The organism is Alicyclobacillus shizuokensis NBRC 103103, from assembly GCF_001552255.1.
In the GTDB taxonomy this organism is placed as follows: Bacteria; Bacillota; Bacilli; order Alicyclobacillales; family Alicyclobacillaceae; genus Alicyclobacillus_G; species Alicyclobacillus_G shizuokensis.
Genome location: NZ_BCQV01000021.1, coordinates 36786 through 52387, shown reverse-complemented (window position 1 = coordinate 52387; position 15602 = coordinate 36786). Strand labels below are relative to the sequence as shown.

The window sequence follows — 15602 nt, the reverse complement described above, 5'->3', positions numbered from 1 at the left end:
TCGTCCCTCCTCGGCTCGCCCACCGTCGGCCTAGCTCCGGTATCCCGCGCTCTGGTACAATACGGTCAGTATCTTTTTCCATCCAGGGACAACCGATAGAGCCTCGGCTCACGAAGAGGTCAGCGGTTCCAAGCGGAAGGAAGGCGACGGGCGATATGACCATCGTGGACAAAGTTCTGCCTTGGCTGAATGAGGCCTTCATCATTTCCAGCGCCATCGTCATGGCGTTTGGTTGGCGCGCAATTCGGAAGGGCCGACGGGAAACGCACCGGCGCCTGATGCTGACCGGATCGGTCCTGGCGGCTTTGTTTTTCATCAGCTATGTCGTCAAGACGGTGGTCGTCGGCGACACCTCGTTTGGCGGGCCCGCGCAGTGGCGCACACCGTACCAGGTCTTTTTGCAGGCTCACTCCATTCTCGCCACCGTGGCGGCGATTCTCGGCGTCATCACACTCGTGCTGGCGTTTCGCGCGTCGTTCCGGCGTCACAAACGGGTTGGGCCGTGGACGGTAAGTGTTTGGTTTGTCACAGCGGCCACCGGTTTGATGGTTTTTCTTTTGTTGTATATCATCTTCCCTCCCGGAGAAACGACCAACGTGCTGCGCGCATGGTCCGGTCATTGAAGGGGGCCGCGGGCCAGCCCATGGGCGGTGACTGTGCGCACAGGCACGCTTCGACGAAGTGTGTTATACTACACGCATACAGGGATTTTCCAAGCCCAAATTCCATTTTGACCCTAGGCAGTCTCGGACGGAAGGGCCGAATCCCGCAACATGCGGGAGCGGGGGAACCAGATTTTCGGGGTGAATTGGTTTTGGGCGCGCCCGCGCCCGGCCATAGGCGGCATCGCTGCCGAACCCGTCAGCTAACCTCGCAGGCGACTACGACGGATTGCGGATGTAACTCTCCATCTTGACCGTCATTCACATCCAGCGCTCGTATCACGGGCAACTGCATTTCTGTCTCCTTCCCCGCTGGGCCTGAACAGCCGCCCTCGCGGCCGGGCCGTTTGGCGCCTTGTCCGGGCTTGGGTCATGAAAGGAGACTGACATGACGCAAGCGGCCGTTGAATTCGTGAACGTCACCAAGACGTATGGATCGCACCATGCCGTGAAGGAACTCAATCTGACCCTGGAAAGCGGCAAATTGACGACGCTGATTGGACCGTCCGGGTGTGGCAAGACGACGACGCTGAAGATGATCAATCGGTTGATTGAGCCCAGTTCCGGGAAGCTGTTGGTGGCTGGACAGGACATCGCCAATCTCAATCCGGTGGAACTGCGCCGCAACATCGGGTATGTCATTCAGCAGATTGGTCTGTTTCCGCACATGACCATCGAAGAGAACATTACCCTCGTGCCGCGCCTGAAAGGCCGGGTGACCAACCAGTTACGCCAGCGGACAGAGGAACTCCTGGACCTGATTGGGCTCGATCCGTCCGTGTACCGCCACCGCTACCCGCGTGAGCTGAGTGGTGGACAGCAGCAGCGTATCGGGGTGGCACGGGCCCTGGCGGCCGATCCACAGCTCATCCTGATGGATGAGCCGTTCAGCGCGCTCGACCCCATCAGCCGCGAGCAGCTGCAGGACGAGTTGATCAAACTGCAGGAAACGGTGCAGAAGACGATTGTCTTCGTCACCCACGACATGGACGAAGCGTTGAAAATCGCGGACCAAATCGTGCTTATGAAGGACGGTTCCATCGTCCAGGTGGCCAGCCCGGAACAGCTGCTGCGCCACCCGAAGGACGATTTTGTCCGCGAATTTGTCGGCGAGAAGCGGTTCCAGTCGGCCGCCCTGCAGTCGGCCAAGGATGCCCTGACCACTGCGGTGACCGTGCGGCCGACGCGGGGCTTGGCGGAGGCCGTCAACCTGATGCGCCGGCACCGGGTGGACGGTCTCATCGTAACCGACCGCGAGGGCAAGTTCCTGGGCGTGGTGGCGACTCCCGAGATCTACGAGAACTACGGCAACGAATCGGCGCGGGTTACCGACGTCATGCGCGCGGACGTGCCGATTGTCCGCGAGGAAACGCCGATTCGCGAGGTGTTCCAGCACATGCAGAACACCGGCCGCGGGTTCCTTCCCGTAATCGCCAAGGACGACCGGCTGGTTGGCGTGGTGACCCGGGCGAGCATCCTGAACGCCATGGCCAACCCGTATGAACAGGAGGGCGTGAAATGAGTGTCTGGCAGATTTTTTTGAACCAATGGCCTGAGATCATCGCCAAAACGGGGCAACACCTGTACCTGTCCCTGATTGCGGTGGTCATCGCCTGCATCATCTCCATACCGCTCGGCGTCTTCTTGACTCGGCACAAGCGGTTGGCCACGCCCATCATCACCGTGGTCTCCATCATCCAGACCATTCCCAGCCTGGCCCTGCTTGGTTTCATGATCCCGCTGTTTGGCATCGGCACCACACCGGCCTTGGTCGCTCTGACGCTGTACGCCCTGCTGCCCATTGTCCGCAACACGTATACGGGCATCCTTGAGGTGGATGCTTCGCTGATTGAAGCCGGTCACGGTATGGGCATGACGCGACGGCAGATCCTATGGATGGTGGAGCTGCCGCTGGCCCGCAGTGTCATCATGGCTGGCGTGCGTACGGCGGCCGTGTTGACCATCGGCGTCGCCACCCTGGCCACCTTCATCGGCGCGGGAGGCCTCGGGGACCTGATTATCCGCGGCATCGACATGATTGACACGCCCATGATCTTGGCCGGCGCGATACCGGCGGCCGTACTGGCCATCGTGTTCGACTACCTGCTGATGTGGTTTGACCGCCTGCTCACGCCCAAAGGACTGCGCTCGTAACAAGACGTCGAAGCATCCAGTCTGGCGCGGACACTGGGCGTGGCGGCCTGTGCGCGAACCCATTCAAACGGAATGAGCATCGTGCAAACGGATCCTGAAGGAAACGGGCGTTGAGGAGGTTGTACGGCAGAACAAAACGGAAAGAGGGGATAGATTGAACGGCTTGCGGAAGTGGCACGCGGCGTGGATAGGGCTCCGCCGCTGTTGGTTGCGCGCGGCGGCCGCTGTGCTGATGGGTCTGGGTCTCACAGCCGCCACGAGCGGATGCGGCATCGGCGGCAACCAGGATACCATCGTCATTGGCGGCAAGAACTTCACGGAACAGGACATCATGGTGGACATCATGCAACTGTTGATTGAGCACGATACCAACTTGCACGTCAAGACGTTCACGTGGCTGGACAGCAACGTGATTTGGAACGCGTTCGAAAACCATAAGATTGACCTTTACGTCGAGTATACTGGGACCGGCCTGGTTAACATTCTAAAGCACAAACCGGTGACACAACCGGACGAGGCGTACGACATCGTGAAGCGCGAGTTTCAGCAGAAATACCAGGCGACTTGGCTGAAGCCCATAGGCTTCAACAACACCTACGCCATGGCGATGACAAAGCAAGAAGTGAAAAAACTGGGCATCCACACCATCTCCCAATTGGCGGCCAAATCGGGCAGTATGACGCTGGGTACGGAACAGGATTTTGTCGTTCGTCCCGACACCCTGCCGGCCATGGACAAACTGTACCACACCCACTTCAGAAAAGTGGTAACGATGGATGTGGGCCTCAAATACGAAGCCTTGGTACAGGGGAAAGTCGGCGCGATTGACGTGTTCTCGACCGACGGAAAAATCCCGGAGTACCACCTGCAGCTGCTTCAGGACGACAAACATCTGTTCCCGCCGTATTACGCGTGTCCTTTGATTCGCGACGACACGCTCAAGGAGCACCCGGAGCTCAAGGGAGTGCTCAACAAGCTGGCCGGTCGGATTTCGGACGAGGAGATGCAGAAGCTCAACATGCAAGTGGACGTGGAGCACAAACCGGCGATGCAGGTTGCGCGGGCGTGGCTGCAGCAGCAAGGATTGATCTAGCTGGTTTCATGACATGACGCGAAAGTCCCACGATGAGCCGGTGGACACCCGTCCACCGACTCCATGCGTCCAGCAACCGACAGAGAATCCGCGGCCCCGGCTCACGGCTCCCAATCCAGCACATCCTCCGGATCGGCCAGGAGACGGCCGTAGTACTTCATCGCCCTAAAGTTGTGGATTTCCCGGCAAACCTTTGCCATGTCAAACATCACCTGGCGTTCGGAAACCAGGTCCGGGTGCCAATAGTAGATGTCCATCGCATAGGATTCACCATCCTCGTCTCTGCGGGTGTAGACGATGTTGTCCGCCCGGTGAAACCCGTTCTTTTCATAGAAGCGAATGCGCCGCCTGTTGTCCTGGTCCTCGGCGTCCGGTGGTTCCACCTCGAGGATGATGGGTTTTCCCTTGCGTTTGAACCAGGACAGCAGTTTGCTGCCGATTCCCCTGCTACGGGCGGCCGCATCGACGAGCAGGTAGTCGATGAAAATGAAATCCGGGAATTCAGCGTAGGTCGCCAGATACTCCGGGGTCTCCAACTTCCGGTAGGCTGTATGGTGACTGAGCAGGTCCTGCATCTGGCGCGGGTCCTTCAGCTCATGTTCGGGAAAGTAGGCGGCGAGACGCGAAAACCAAGGTGGCTCTGCATACGGATGGTCGTCCATCTTGGGCTCCATGGGGCTGTGGTTCACCTCCGGCTCCAGATGGGCATAGTCTGTCGCCGCCTCTCCCCGCTTACTCCCAGAACTGCAGACGGTTTTCGGCGGATACATAGGATCCGCTGTGGACCATGCCCACTTTCGCGGTGCCCGGTGGCTTTGCACAGCTCAGATAAACACCTTGCCCGGGTTGAGAATGCCGTTGGGGTCCAAAACCGCTTTCATGGCCTTCATCAGCGGCAAAAGATCAGCGTGTTCGCGGGCGAGGTGTTTGATCTTGCCCAAACCCACCCCGTGTTCGCCGGTGCACGTGCCGCCGACCGCCAGCGCGTACTCGACAATCTCATCGTTCACCTGTTCGGCCACCGCCACCTCCCGCTCGTCGTCCGGATCCACCATGAAGCTGACGTGATAGTTGCCGTCCCCGACATGGCCCAGGATGGCGCCGTAGATGCCATGACGGTCAATCGTCTGCTGAGCGAATCGTATCGCCTCTGGCATTTTAGAGAGTGGCACGCAGACGTCGGTCGCTTTGTGCCGTTTGCCGGGAGCTGTCTGCATGATAGCCAGGGCGGCGGCGTGGCGAGCTTCCCAGAGGCGAGCCCGAGCGTCCCCCTCCGTCTCGAACACAAACGCCCGGCATCCTTCTTCCTCGCAGATCTCCTGAGCCAATTGAACCTCCGCTTGGACGGCAGCGCGGCTGCCGGAGAACTCAAGAAACAGGGTGGGGGTTTCCTCATAGGCGGTTTGCTTGAACCGGTTGACTGCAGCCACCGTCCGCTCATCGACCAACTCCACCCTCCCCACTGAGATGCCGGCGCCGATGATGCCATAGGCGGCCTGACAGGCAGCGTCCAGATTGGCAAACACGGCCCGGGCGGCGACGGTCTGCTCCGGGATGCCGTAAACGCGCAGGGTCAACTCAGTGATGACGCCCAGGGTTCCCTCCGATCCGATGAACAGGTGTGTGAAGTTGTAGCCAGCCGACGTTTTCATGGTCATACCGCCGGTGCGCACCACGCGTCCATCCGCCAGGACCACCTCCAGCCCCAGCACCTGGGTGCGCATGGCACCGTAGCGCACCGCGGTCGTGCCGCTGGCGTTGGTGGCCGCCATGCCGCCCAGGGAGGCGTTGGCGCCCGGATCGACCGGGAAAAACAGGCCGTAAGTCTTCAAGGTGGCGTTCAACTGCTCCCGGGTCACACCCGGCTGGACGCGGACCAGGAAATCGTTTGGACAAACCTCCACAATCTGGTTCATCCGATTCAGGTCTAGGCTGATGCCGCCGTGGACGGGAATGATGTGGCCTTCGAGGCTCGAAGCGACCGCGAAGGGGACAACCGGTACGCGATGGGTATTGGCGAACTTCAGAACCTCTGACACTTCCCGCGTCGATGTGGCAAACACCACCACGTCCGGCAGGTGCGGGTGGTGATAGCTCAGATCGCGCCCGTGCTGCTCACGGACCGAAGGACTGGAGCTGACCCGTTCGGGGTCCGGGATGATGGACATCAGTGCTTCTTGTAGGTTCATGCGCATCCTCTCCTCAGATCACCCAAGCAGAGTATAGACTCATAATACGCCATCTTGCCGGAGCCCGAAATCTTCAAATATGGTCGTCCGCCTGGGACAGAGAGAAGCAAGAGGCGTACACAACGGGTATAATGAGGAAAACACGAAGCACGAGGGTACCCATCATGTCCCATCTGTCGCGTTCAGACTGCATTCACGCACATGCTCACAACCATGACCACCAGCACGGGCCCGGCCTGGTGCATACGCACGCGCCGGTCGACCGGTTGAAGGCCGCGTTCTGGTGGACGGTTTTGATTTTGGTCGTGGAGGTCGCCGGCGGAATCGCCTCCCATTCGCTCGCCCTGCTCTCAGACGCTGGACACGTGCTGACTGATTTGGGGGCGATTTCCCTGAGTTGGTACGCCCTCAATCAGTCACGAAAGCCGGCCAACGAAGCGATGACCTTCGGTTATCACCGCGCCGGCATCCTGGCGGCGATGATCAACGGTGTCACACTCTTGGGGATCGCCGTCGTCATACTATGGGAGGCATACACAAGGCTGCTCCACCCAGCACCGGTTCGCGGCACGTTCATGTTCATCAGCGCCGCCGTCGGATTGGCGGTCAACCTGTATCTGGGACTCGGATTGGGCCGTCCGGCGAGTCTCAACCTGCGCGCAGTTGCCCTGCACATGCTCGGTGACGCGGTGGCGTCCGCCGGCGTCATCGTGGGCGGGCTCCTCATCCTCGGCACCGGCTGGTACTGGGTGGATGCGGTTCTGAGCATCCTCATCGCGCTATTCATTGGCTTTGGCGCTTGGCGGCTCATTCGGCAATCCAGCAGCATCCTGATGGAAGGGACGCCCAATGACGTCGACTTGCGTCAGGTGGTGGCCGAGATGCGGGATGTCGACGGAGTGTACGACGTTCACGACGTACACGTGTGGAGCATTTCCGACGGACGCAACGCGCTCTCCTGCCATGCGGTTGTGGACGGCGGCTTGACGATTGAACAAAGTCAGGCCATCCTGCGGGAAATGGAAGACCGCTTGGTGCACCTGGGAATCGGCCACGTGACGATTCAGACGGAAGACCGCGGACACCCGCACGACGACTCGGTGCTCTGCGGGCAAGCGGGTCCGGCGCGACATGGCGATAAAGATGTCGATTGATGACCGATTTGCCAACATCTCTGAAAATCAGGTACAACATGATCATCGGGCTTCGACATAATTGGGCGAACCACAGCATACGGGATCTCATGTTGTCGAGACACAGTGTCCGGTCGGTGTGCATCGAGACAGCGAGTGGGAAGGGTGAAAGGCGTGCACGGGTCCAAGCTTTGGGCAGCATTGGCTATCTGCATCCTGCTGACCGGCTGTGGTTCCGCCTCATGGCACCTGGCGACGAAACCAACGGCTGAGAAAACTCAAGACCGCCAAGCAGTGGCCCAAGGAACTGACATCAAGAATACGGCTGGTGACACCTCGAAAGGGGAGACCGCGACCGACGACGCGTTGACCGTCCGCCCGGCGGAAATCCAGTACCCAACCCTGCACCTGGGTGATGCGTCGAACGCGGTCGTCCGTCTGCAGCAGATTTTGGCGCGGCTCGGCTATCTACCGGTTGTCTGGAACGGAAAAGACACAGCCAACGACGCCTACGGGGACGAACTCCTGGCGCTCAAAAACCCGCCTAAAGGGACATGGGCTTGGCGATATTCGGACACCCCGTCAGCCCTGCGCAGCCTGTGGGCGCCTGGCCAGTACAATGTCATGATGCAAGGAGCCGTAATGACCTTTCAAGAGGTGCATAATCTGACCATCGACGGCATCGCCGGCCCGCAGTTTTGGCAGACGTTGATTGAGGCGGATATGAATAACGAGAAGTGTCCATACCCGTACAGCTACGTGTACGTCAGCAAGGACCTGCCGGAACAGCTGACTTTATGGGAGAACGGGCAAACCGTCCTGCACACCAAGGCCAACACGGGTGTCGCAGCTGCCCCGACGCCGACCGGCACCTGGCCCGTCTATCTGCGCCTGCGTTCGCAAACCATGACCGGCCGCAACCCGGACGGCAGCGTCTACAGGGACCCGGGTGTCCCTTACATCAGCTACTTCTACAAAGGCGACGCCGTGCACGGCTTTGTCCGCCACGATTACGGCTGGCCGCAGAGCGTTGGCTGCGTCGAGCTGCCCGTCGACGCAGCCAAAACGGCCTGGGAACACATGCACTATGGCACGTTGGTCACCGTCGCCGACTGAGACCGATGCTATCTCTCACCCAGCGCTTGCAGGAAATCTGCCACCTTATGCACCGCCTCGTGACTACCCTGCTCATGCTGCGTATGATCCAGCGCCATGACGATGAGGTAGCTCGGCTTGGTCTCTCCCTTGCGTGTGGCGGCGGCTGCGAACCAGCCCCATTCGTCGCCGCCCGCCTGCTTTTCGGCTGTGCCGGTTTTCCCCGCCACAGTCCAATCCGTAAGCCCGGCGGCCGCGTGAGCGGTGCCCGTGCTGTCCGCCACCACTTGACCCAGGTCCTGTAGGAGGATTTCCCGCGTTTTGTCACTCATGACCTGGTTCGCCAATACTTCCGGCTTTCCTTGGCTGACCGCTCCACCCGCCGCGTTCTTGACCTGCTGAATCAGGTACGGGCGCAGGACGTTGCCCTGGTTCCAAAACGAGGTATACATGCTGGCCAGCTGCAGCGGGCTGACCAAAACTTGCCCCTGCCCATAAGCGCTGTCCGCCAACTGCTCCTCGTTCTTGATCCGCTCTTTGTCGGCCACCTGCGACGCCTCTACGGCCAGGGGGAAACTGAACGATTTACCGAAACCAAATCGCTCCAGGCCGCTGGTGAACCGCTTCTCACCAAGCGCCAGTCCAACCTGCGCAAAGTAGATGTTATCCGACCAGACCAGCGCCCGCTCCAGGTTGACCGTGCCGTTCGGGTGCGGGACCCGGCGGACGTAGTGATTCCCCCAGGATTTGTCCTTCTGCCAAGTCAGGTGATTGGTGCCTGGAAACGTGGTGCTCGGCTGAATGGCCCCGGCGTCCAGGGCAACCGCGGCGACCAGCGGCTTCAGGGTCGATCCGGGCGGTATTGCGGACAGCGCGCGGTCGACGAACGGCGGGTCCTTGGCGTTCGTCAGTTTGTTCCACTGTTCGCTCGACACCCCAAGAGCCAAGTCGTTGGGATCAAAGCCGGGCCGACTCACCATGGCCAACACCGCGCCCGTCGTCGGGTCCAGCACCACCGCACTCCCGACCTGGCCAGACAGGGCCGAGTCCAACGCCTTTTGCACCTTCGCGTCAATCGTCAGGCGCACGGTATCGCCTTTGACCGGTTGGCGCTCGGCAATCACCGCCCGCTCCTTGCCGGACGCATCGGTGACCCAGATGCGCCCTCCCGGTTGCCCGCGCAGTTCCTCCTCCAGAGAGCGCTCCAGTCCCTGCTGCCCAATAACGTCAGAGGCGGTGTAGCCGGCCCGCTTCTTTGCCGCGGTGAGCTGCTGAGCTGTAATCGGCCCGACATACCCGGTCAGGTGCGCCGCGGCCTCACCCAGCGGGTAGACGCGCACCGGCGTCGACGCATCGACAATCTCCACTCCCGGGATGGCCAACAGCTGCTTTTCCAGACCCCGCTCCTTCGAATCGGGCAGCGTCCGCACTGGCACAAACAGCCCCGGCTTGACCCAAGACTGCTTCAGGTCCTGGTTCACCGTCGTGGTGTCAATGCCGAGCACCTTGGCCAGCCGCTCGGCCGAATCGTGCTGTGTCTTGCCCGGCACCAGTCCCACCTGTTTGGCTGCTTCGTTGGCCGCCAGCGGCTGTCCGTCGCGGTCCAGAATTTCTCCGCGCTGGGCCGGCTCGCTCTCCGCCCGCACCTTCCATCCCGACCGGAGTTGTGGGAAGATCAGCCGCGGCGTCCAGTCGACGCGCCAGCCGTCATCCTCCTTGACCAAGCGCACATGATATGTCTCTTGAAACGATCCGGCCGTCGTCGTCGACCACCTGCCGGTCACCCGGAGGGTCACCGGTTGTTGGCCGCTGTCCTGATAGGTCTGGGCGGCCTTCAAGGACAGCCCGGTGGTGCCGATTCCCTGCTCGATGGCCCGGTAGCGACTGACGAAATCTTTTTCAGATACCTGTTTCTTGGCTTTGGCAGACAGCAGGTTGTACATGCCCCGATAGTCCTGCTTTTCCCAATCTGTCAGATACTGTTTCAACACATCGTTTGGACTTGGCGGATGGCTGCAGGCCGCACACAACCAAGCGAGTGCGACAGGAGCCGTCCATCCGAGCCAGCGCCGCACGGCAGACCCTCCCCCTCCTCGCTCTTTTTCACTCTGTGGTTGCTGTATTGCATGAGAGCACGTAACACATCAACGTTTGCTGAAGAACGGTACCGATTCCGCGCCGGCCATGCGGGCGTAGACAAACAACTGGCCCTTGTGGTGGATCTCGTGATCCAAGGCGCTCGCCAAAAATACCGAGCCAGGGGCCGAGAAACCGAACACGGCCTGCCCGTCAACGATGTCGGTAAGGTTGGCCGGGGTCAGACTCTCAAGGCGCGCCCGGGTTTTGGTGGTGTACTCGTCCAGGATGCGCCTCGCATCGGCCAGGGTCTCCGCCTGGGGCCTGTCCCAACCAGGCTCAAAGCGCCCGTTGGCGACGCTGTCCACAAACTTGTACGCACTACTGGCGATATGCATGGCTAGCTCTGTGACGCTCATCGCTTTCTCCCACGGGCGAAAATCCGCCTTGTCCTCCGGGATCGCCTGCAATAATTCCGACAACACCTGCCGATGGCTCCACCAGTGCTGGACAAACTGTTGGACATCGTTCATGGACTATCCCTCCCACACGACCGCACGCAACGGCCACAATCTACGGTATACTCGGTTCAGGCGACGCAACCATCGAAACAAAGCGCTTCCAGCAGGGATGAATTCGCCAACGAACGGTGTTCTCCTGTCATGTTTTCCTGGCAAGTGAACGCAAAAGGAGGTGCGCGTCTTGCGCCAAAACCGACTCGGCCAGAGCGACCTGTTCATCAGCATAATCGGCCTGGGCTGCATGTCCTTAGGAACGGAACCTGCGCAGGCCATCCGGCTGATTCACGCAGCCCTCGAGCGTGGAGTCAACTTTCTCGATACGGCCGATTTGTACGACCAGGGACTGAATGAGGAGCTGGTCGGCAAGGCGATTGCCGGCCGCCGTCAACAGGTCATCCTTGCAACCAAGGTCGGCAACCACTGGCATCCGGGTCAACCGGGATGGTTCTGGGACCCCTCGAAAACGTACATTCTACAGGCGGTCAAAGACAGCCTGCGCCGCCTTGGCACCGACTACATCGACCTCTATCAACTGCACGGCGGCACCATCGATGACCCTATCGACGACACCATCGAGGCGTTCGAACAGCTCCGCCAAGAAGGGGTCATCCGTTATTATGGTATCTCGTCCATCCGTCCCAACGTGATTCGTGAATATGTCCGGCGATCGAACATGGTCAGCGTGATGATGCAGTACAGCCTGCTCGACCGCCGCCCTGAGGAGTCGGTCCTGTCGCTGCTCCAACAGCACAACATCAGCGTCATCGCGCGCGGTCCACTGGCGCGGGGCCTGCTGACCCAGAACGGCGTACGAAACATCCCGAGCGAGGGCTACCTCGACTGGCCGGCCCCGGAACTGGCCGACGCATTGCAGCGGCTGGCCGACTACGCTGACGCCAGCGGCCTGTCGCTCACTGCGTTGGCTCTGCGCTACCCGCTGGCCCACCCGGCAGTGGCAACGGTCATCCCAGGAGCCAGCCGCATGGAGCAGCTGACGGAGAATCTGTCCGCGCAGACGGCGCCGCCCCTGACACGCGAGCAAGTGAACGCGCTGCAGCGGATCACCCGGGCAAATGTGTATGCTCAGCATCGCTGACCTGGCTGAGAAACGATTCGATTTCGCCCCGCTCCGGGATGGATTCCTGCGCCCCCGCGCGGGTCACCGTCAAGGCAGCGGCGGCACTGGCAAAGCGCAGCGCCCGCGGCAGGTCGGCATCGGCCTCCCAAATGGCAGCCAGGGCGCCAATGAACGTGTCCCCGGCCGCGGTGGTATCCACCACCTCGACCGAAAACGCGGGCACCCGCAGGCTGCGGCCGGCTTTGTCCTGATACACGAGCCCATTCGATCCGAGTGTCAACACGACGCCCTGGCAGCCTTCGCCGAGCAGGCGCTGGCACGCGGTTTCGGCCCTATGCGGAGTGTCGACCTGGATACCCGTGATGACCTGGGCCTCAGTCTCGTTGAGCACGAGGACATCCACCATGCTCAGGGTCTCCCGCCCCACCCTGCGGGCGGGCGCCGGGTTCAAGAACACCCGCTTGCCGAATTGGTGCGCCCACTGCAGCGCGGACTGGGTCACGGACCACGGAATTTCGTTTTGCAACAGCACGGCGTCGACATCCCGCAGACCGGGCGCAGCGGCTTCCACATCGGCCGCCGTCAACCTCCCGTTGGCCCCGGCAGAGAGGATGATGTTGTTTTCGCCGCTGCTTGCGACCGTGATGAACGCCAAGCCGGAAGACCCAGGCTTGTGCGCCACCCAGCGCGTGTCTACCCCGAAGCCCTGCAGCGCGCTGCGCAATTCCGGGCCAAAGGCGTCGTCTCCGACCGCGCCCACCATGCATACCTGGGCGCCGGCGCGGGCGGCCGCCACCGCCTGATTGGCTCCCTTTCCGCCGGGACTGTAGGCGGTGCCCAAGCCGTGTATGGTTTCGCCCGGCTGGGGATGGCGCTCCACCCGGTTGACCACGTCCATGTTAATGCTGCCCACAACAGCGAGCTTGCGCATCCGTGTCACGCCCCTTTCGGCTGTGGCATGAGGCTGCAAACCTAGTATACCAAATCTTCACAGCGCCGGTTCGCCCCGGTGCGGAAGAAGGGAGACGAACAAGATGCCAGGGCCAGCGATTGTGCACTGGACACGGCTCACCCACGGGCAGTGGACGTTCCACCTGGCCGCAACGCCGCGAGGGTTGTGCTGCATCACACTGCCCAATGAGACGTTGGCCGACCTGGAGGCCTGGGTGACCCGGCGCGTTCCGGGGGCCGTCCTAGAACGGGACGATGACCGGCTTCAGGATTTCCGCCAGCAGATTGTTGAATACCTACAGGGCCAACGACGGGCGTTCTTCCTGCCACTGGACCTCATCGGCACCGATTTTCAACGCCGGGTGTGGCGTCGTCTGGCCGACATCCCCTACGGGCGCACCTGTTCGTATCGAGATTTGGCGGCCGCCGTCGGCAAACCCAAGGCGGTGCGGGCGGTGGGGATGGCCAATCACGCCAATCCCCTGCCGCTTGTCATTCCCTGCCACCGCGTCATTGGCGCCGACGGCAGCCTGGTCGGCTATGGAGGCGGTCTTGCGATGAAAGAAGCGCTACTGCGCTTAGAAGGCGCGTGGCCCGTGGCGAGAGATGGATATCGAAGCTAGGAATATGGGTGCAACAAGGGGCCCTGTTGCCCTGTTTCGCAGACATGGGCCCCTGCCCGGCGATGTGAACGGAACCCTAGTGGGCTGGCGCCCCGCCTCCCCAGCGGCGCACCAGTATCCGCACGAGGACGTGGATGCACACGATGACCACCAGCAAGAGGAAAGCGGCGCTGTACGCCAGCGCATGCGCCTCCGGGTACGGCTGCTCGATGTACGTCCAGACCACATACGTCAGGTAGCCAACCTGGCTGTGCGTCAAGCGCCAATCCGGGTTGTAGGCGGACCAGCCGGCGGTGTAGAGAAGCGGAGCGGTCTCGCCCAATGCCACCGCAATCGATGTCAGCAATCCGGTCGCAATGCCCCCGGCGGCCGGGCGCCAGACGACGCGGCTGACGGCCTGAAACCGGGTTAACCCGAGGGCCCAGGCCCCTTCGCGCAAGCTCCAGGGCACCTGCCGCAAAGTGGAGTCGGTGCTGGTCACAATATAGGGAAGCATGATGATGACCAGAGCAATGCCCGCCGCGAGGGCCGAGAAACCCCAACCCAGCCCCAATACCAGCAGCAGGTAGACAAAATAGCCGACGACAATGGACGGTACCCCGGAGAGCACTTCCGTCCAAAAACGTACTGCACGCGCCCAACTCGTCCGGGCGAATTCGGCCAGGTAAACGCCGCCCAGGATTCCGACAGGAGCCGCGATGACGATGGCAATGCATACCAGCCACAACGTCCCCAAAATGGCGTTCTGGAGACCGCCGGCGACGCCGTGGGTGACTGTGGTCAGCATATCCCAGCGGAAAGAGGTGACCCCTTTGATGATGATGGTCACCAGCAGGTCGACCAGGGCACCCACCACCAGTCCGGCGCAGGCCCAAGCCAGCCCCCAGCCGAAAAAGGAAGATAGGCGCCGGCGCCTTGCCAGCCCCACGCTCTGTTCCTTTCCAGTCGAAAAGACCACCGCCGTCTCCGGAGATTTTACCGACATCACACCCTCACCCCCGGAACAGTGGTCGACCGCCCTACCCGGTTGACCAGCAGACGAGCCACCAGGTTGGTCGCCACCGTGAGCACCAACAAGAGCGCCGCCAGCTCCGCCAACGCGTGCACCGCCATGTGCGAGGCGTCGGTGAGCGCGCTGTCCAACTGGTTGGCAATCACGGCCGCCATCGTGGAGATGGGGCTGTACAGGTTCTCCGGCAGCTGATTGAGCGCACTGCCCCCCACCATCAGCACCGCCATCGTCTCGCCCATGGCGCGACCCCAACCCAGGGCAACAGCGCCAATGAGACCTTCACGGACGATGGGCAGACAGACGTGGCGCAGCACTTCCCAGCTGGTCAAGCCGAGCCCAAACCCGCCTTCACGGTACAGCCGCGGTACCTGCATCAGCAGGTCGCGGACCGCCGCCGTGATGATGGGAATAATCATCAATGCCAGCACAAGCCCGCTGCTCAACAGGCCCAGACCGGTGCCGGCAGCTCCGCCCAAGAACGGCACCCAACCCAACACATGGGCAATACCAGGCCCCAACTGGCGCCCCACCCAGGGCGCAAGCACGAGGATGCCCCACAATCCAAACACGACCGATGGAATCCCGGCCAGCAGCTCCACCAGGAGTGAAAGCAAAGACTGCAAGGGGCCGCGGACTTGGTAGGCCAGCACCGCCGCCGTCAACACCGAGACGGGGACCGCAATCACGAGGGCAATCGCCGACGACGCCAGGGTACCCACCAAAAAGACCAGGGCCCCGTAACTAGCCCCTGCCGGCGCCCGCACGCCACCGTGCACCGATATCGCTCCATACAGATTGCCCAGATTCCAGGTGATGCCGGTGATGAACTGCCAGCCCATGTAGCGGATGCTGGGCAGAGATCCCGCCACCACCACCGCCAAAATGGCGGCCAACAGCACCAGCGGCATGGCCGAACAAACTGCCGCCGTGCCCCGAAAACCGATATCTACCCAGCGCGAGGCGCGCCCCCGCGACATCACATCCATCTCCTCCCCGTCTCATGGATCCTTTCTGT

Annotated in this window: 15 protein-coding genes and 1 riboswitch; of the genes, 8 read left to right on the top strand and 7 right to left on the bottom strand. The window is 61.6% G+C overall.

Annotated features, from left to right (window positions below):
* The first annotated feature begins 155 nt into the window (after positions 1–155).
* The 4 genes from ASH01S_RS09550 to ASH01S_RS09535 all read left to right on the top strand — a co-directional run bounded on the left by ASH01S_RS09550 (position 156) and on the right by ASH01S_RS09535 (position 3909).
* A complete protein-coding gene (locus tag ASH01S_RS09550; protein WP_157067075.1) occupies positions 156–623 on the top strand; it encodes a DUF420 domain-containing protein in 468 nt (155 codons plus the stop codon).
* Between the two features lie 124 nt (positions 624–747).
* A riboswitch (cyclic di-AMP (ydaO/yuaA leader) is annotated at positions 748–895 on the top strand.
* Positions 896–1050: 155 nt separating this feature from the next.
* Positions 1051–2184 carry an ABC transporter ATP-binding protein gene (locus tag ASH01S_RS09545; RefSeq protein ID WP_067927037.1) on the top strand — a complete coding sequence of 378 codons (1134 nt, stop codon included), beginning with the start codon at positions 1051–1053 and terminating at the stop codon, positions 2182–2184.
* Positions 2181–2816, top strand: a complete 636-nt coding sequence (locus tag ASH01S_RS09540; RefSeq protein WP_067927031.1) for an ABC transporter permease — start codon at positions 2181–2183, stop codon at positions 2814–2816. Before ASH01S_RS09545 ends, ASH01S_RS09540 begins: the two co-directional genes overlap by 4 nt.
* A 154-nt stretch (positions 2817–2970) precedes the next feature.
* Positions 2971–3909, top strand: coding sequence for a glycine betaine ABC transporter substrate-binding protein (locus ASH01S_RS09535; protein ID WP_245629017.1), 939 nt, complete (start codon positions 2971–2973; stop codon positions 3907–3909).
* Positions 3910–4010: 101 nt separating this feature from the next.
* Here ASH01S_RS09535 and ASH01S_RS09530 read toward each other — a convergent pair whose 3' ends face one another.
* On the bottom strand, positions 4011–4583 hold the full coding sequence (locus tag ASH01S_RS09530) for a GNAT family N-acetyltransferase (protein WP_245629016.1): 573 nt from the start codon (positions 4581–4583) through the stop codon (positions 4011–4013).
* A 150-nt stretch (positions 4584–4733) separates the two neighbouring features.
* Complete coding sequence (locus ASH01S_RS09525) at positions 4734–6098, bottom strand: FAD-binding oxidoreductase (protein WP_067927029.1); 1365 nt, start codon at positions 6096–6098, stop codon at positions 4734–4736.
* Between the two features lie 164 nt (positions 6099–6262).
* On the opposite strand from ASH01S_RS09525, the gene ASH01S_RS09520 reads away from it, so the two are divergent.
* Both ASH01S_RS09520 and ASH01S_RS09515 read left to right on the top strand, forming a co-directional pair.
* On the top strand, positions 6263–7252 hold the full coding sequence (locus tag ASH01S_RS09520) for a cation diffusion facilitator family transporter (protein ID WP_083517000.1): 990 nt from the start codon (positions 6263–6265) through the stop codon (positions 7250–7252).
* A gap of 144 nt (positions 7253–7396) precedes the next feature.
* Positions 7397–8347, top strand: coding sequence for a L,D-transpeptidase family protein (locus ASH01S_RS09515; RefSeq protein WP_157067074.1), 951 nt, complete (start codon positions 7397–7399; stop codon positions 8345–8347).
* A gap of 8 nt (positions 8348–8355) precedes the next feature.
* On the opposite strand, the gene ASH01S_RS09510 is transcribed toward ASH01S_RS09515, so the two are convergent.
* Together ASH01S_RS09510 and ASH01S_RS09505 are read right to left on the bottom strand one after the other, a co-directional pair.
* A complete protein-coding gene (locus ASH01S_RS09510; protein WP_067927026.1) occupies positions 8356–10401 on the bottom strand; it encodes a penicillin-binding transpeptidase domain-containing protein in 2046 nt (681 codons plus the stop codon).
* Positions 10402–10470: 69 nt separating this feature from the next.
* Positions 10471–10935 (bottom strand): DinB family protein, encoded by a 465-nt coding sequence (locus tag ASH01S_RS09505; RefSeq protein ID WP_067927023.1) that lies wholly within the window; start codon positions 10933–10935, stop codon positions 10471–10473.
* Positions 10936–11104: 169 nt separating this feature from the next.
* On the opposite strand from ASH01S_RS09505, the gene ASH01S_RS09500 reads away from it, so the two are divergent.
* Positions 11105–12019: an aldo/keto reductase gene (locus tag ASH01S_RS09500; RefSeq protein WP_067927021.1), complete on the top strand. Its 915-nt coding sequence runs from the start codon at positions 11105–11107 to the stop codon at positions 12017–12019.
* Here ASH01S_RS09500 and rbsK read toward each other — a convergent pair.
* Positions 11985–12932 carry a ribokinase gene (gene rbsK / locus ASH01S_RS09495; protein WP_067927018.1) on the bottom strand — a complete coding sequence of 316 codons (948 nt, stop codon included), beginning with the start codon at positions 12930–12932 and terminating at the stop codon, positions 11985–11987. The genes ASH01S_RS09500 and rbsK overlap by 35 nt on opposite strands.
* Positions 12933–13035: 103 nt before the next feature.
* Between rbsK and ASH01S_RS09490 the strand changes: the two genes are divergently transcribed.
* On the top strand, positions 13036–13575 hold the full coding sequence (locus tag ASH01S_RS09490; protein ID WP_067927016.1) for a methylated-DNA--[protein]-cysteine S-methyltransferase: 540 nt from the start codon (positions 13036–13038) through the stop codon (positions 13573–13575).
* A 76-nt stretch (positions 13576–13651) separates the two neighbouring features.
* Here the strand turns inward: ASH01S_RS09490 and pstA are convergent, their stop codons facing one another.
* Complete coding sequence (gene pstA / locus ASH01S_RS09485; RefSeq protein ID WP_083516999.1) at positions 13652–14560, bottom strand: phosphate ABC transporter permease PstA; 909 nt, start codon at positions 14558–14560, stop codon at positions 13652–13654.
* Positions 14560–15564 (bottom strand): phosphate ABC transporter permease subunit PstC, encoded by a 1005-nt coding sequence (gene pstC, locus ASH01S_RS09480; protein WP_067927013.1) that lies wholly within the window; start codon positions 15562–15564, stop codon positions 14560–14562. Before pstC ends, pstA begins: the two co-directional genes overlap by 1 nt.
* Positions 15565–15602 lie beyond the last annotated feature (38 nt).

Excerpts from the sequence above, each read along its gene's own strand:
- ASH01S_RS09550 (WP_157067075.1), top strand. The coding sequence starts at position 156 with ATGACCATCGTGGACAAAGTTCTGCCTTGGCTGAATGAGGCCTTCATC.
- ASH01S_RS09545 (WP_067927037.1), top strand. The coding sequence starts at position 1,051 with ATGACGCAAGCGGCCGTTGAATTCGTGAACGTCACCAAGACGTATGGA.
- ASH01S_RS09540 (WP_067927031.1), top strand. The coding sequence starts at position 2,181 with ATGAGTGTCTGGCAGATTTTTTTGAACCAATGGCCTGAGATCATCGCC.
- ASH01S_RS09530 (WP_245629016.1), bottom strand. The coding sequence starts at position 4,583 with ATGGAGCCCAAGATGGACGACCATCCGTATGCAGAGCCACCTTGGTTT.
- ASH01S_RS09525 (WP_067927029.1), bottom strand. The coding sequence starts at position 6,098 with ATGAACCTACAAGAAGCACTGATGTCCATCATCCCGGACCCCGAACGG.
- ASH01S_RS09520 (WP_083517000.1), top strand. The coding sequence starts at position 6,263 with ATGTCCCATCTGTCGCGTTCAGACTGCATTCACGCACATGCTCACAAC.
- ASH01S_RS09505 (WP_067927023.1), bottom strand. The coding sequence starts at position 10,935 with ATGAACGATGTCCAACAGTTTGTCCAGCACTGGTGGAGCCATCGGCAG.
- rbsK (WP_067927018.1), bottom strand. The coding sequence starts at position 12,932 with ATGCGCAAGCTCGCTGTTGTGGGCAGCATTAACATGGACGTGGTCAAC.
- ASH01S_RS09490 (WP_067927016.1), top strand. The coding sequence starts at position 13,036 with ATGCCAGGGCCAGCGATTGTGCACTGGACACGGCTCACCCACGGGCAG.
- pstA (WP_083516999.1), bottom strand. The coding sequence starts at position 14,560 with ATGTCGGTAAAATCTCCGGAGACGGCGGTGGTCTTTTCGACTGGAAAG.
- pstC (WP_067927013.1), bottom strand. The coding sequence starts at position 15,564 with ATGTCGCGGGGGCGCGCCTCGCGCTGGGTAGATATCGGTTTTCGGGGC.